Source organism: Mesorhizobium silamurunense, from assembly GCF_014843905.1.
Taxonomy (GTDB): domain Bacteria; phylum Pseudomonadota; class Alphaproteobacteria; order Rhizobiales; family Rhizobiaceae; genus Mesorhizobium; species Mesorhizobium silamurunense.
Map to the genome: position 1 here is coordinate 1 of NZ_LPVS01000220.1, position 1535 is coordinate 1535.

Below are 1535 nucleotides of genomic sequence, written 5' to 3' on the forward strand. Positions count from 1 at the left end.
TCTTACTGAGTCAGAAAGTCGCAGCTGCGGGGGGATTCGCGCTGATTGCGGATTTGTTAGGGTGCTGCTTCGTGATCAGGGAAGCGCCCCGCCATGCCCGACTGGACAGCCGAGAGTGAAGCCGCATTCGACGCCTATGTCGATGCCTTGATCGGGGTGATCGGCCATGCCGACCGAGCTGAGCCGCTGAAGGATTATTGCCTGGGACTTCTGATGCCGATGGAGCGCAAGAGCGTGGAGCCGTTGGCGGCCGTCACGGCGCCGTCGCGGGTGGCGGCCAAGCATCAGTCTCTGCTGCATTTCGTGGGACAGGCGCCGTGGTCGGACGCAGCCTTGCTGGCGCGGGTTCGCGACTGGGTTCTTCCACGGATCGAGCAGCGTGGACCGATCCGGGCGTGGATCGTCGACGACACGGGCTTTCCCAAGAAGGGCAAGCACTCGGTGGGCGTAGCGCGCCAGTATTGCGGCCAGTTGGGCAAGCAGGACAACTGTCAGATTGCGGTTAGCCTATCGATCGCCAATGACGCCGCCTCGCTTCCGATTGCCTATGAATTGTATCTCCCGCACAGCTGGGCGCAGGATCCGGAACAACGCAAGAAGGCCAAGATTCCGGCAGAGATCACGTTCCGGACCAAGCCGCAGATCGCGCTCGAGCAGATCAGGACGGCCAAGGCCGAGGGCGTCGCGCCCGGCGTGGTTCTGGCCGACGCCGGATATGGCGCCGACGGCGGTTTCCGCGCGGGCCTGTCCGAGCTCGATCTGACCTATGTTGTCGGCGTCCAGCCCACACTCAGCGTCTGGCGCCCAGGCGAGAGCCCGCTGCCGCCTAAGCCTTGGAGCGGAAGAGGCCGGCCGCCGTCTCGGGTCGGCCGAACCGACAATCACAAGCCGATCTCGGCCAAGGCCCTGGCCGAGGAGTTCGACGCCGAGACATGGCGCACAATCGCCTGGCGTGAAGGAACCAACACCGAGCTCAATTCCCGCTTCGCCGCCGTGCGCTTGCGGCCGGCATCCAGGGACTACAATCGGCCCGAGGCTCACGCCGAAGAGTGGCTCCTGATCGAGTGGCCTGAAGGCGAGGTCGAGCCGAGCAAGTATTGGCTCTCCACCTTGCCGGCCGATGCTACGATCACCCAGTTGGTCGACGCCGCCAAGCTGCGTTGGCGCATCGAGCGAGACTATCAGGAACTCAAGCAGGAGCTCGGACTGGGCCACTACGAAGGCCGAGGGTGGCGGGGCTTCCACCACCACGCCAGCCTCTGTATCGCCGCTTATGGCTTCTTGGTCTCTCTGAGGGAGACGATTCCCCCCTCAACTCCAACTCGCGCCCAGGGCCGCCAAACACCTGGTCTTCCCAACGGTTATCGACCCCGCGGATCCTCCGATCCGACCAGAGCGGCACGTTCCGACCTCGATCCCAACCCTCAGGCGACGCCTGACTGTGGCCCTGGCCAGCCGTCTGCAACGATGTCCGTGCTGCATAAGGCCAATGGACAGTCCCCGTCAGGCTCGCAATTTATGACGCAGTAAGACTA

General features: G+C 64.0%; 1 protein-coding gene. It reads left to right on the forward strand.

All coding sequences use genetic code 11. From position 1 onward, the window contains the following. Positions 1-93 precede the first annotated feature (93 nt). Complete coding sequence (locus AU465_RS33170) at positions 94-1530, forward strand: IS701 family transposase (protein WP_246506642.1); 1437 nt, start codon at positions 94-96, stop codon at positions 1528-1530. Positions 1531-1535 lie beyond the last annotated feature (5 nt).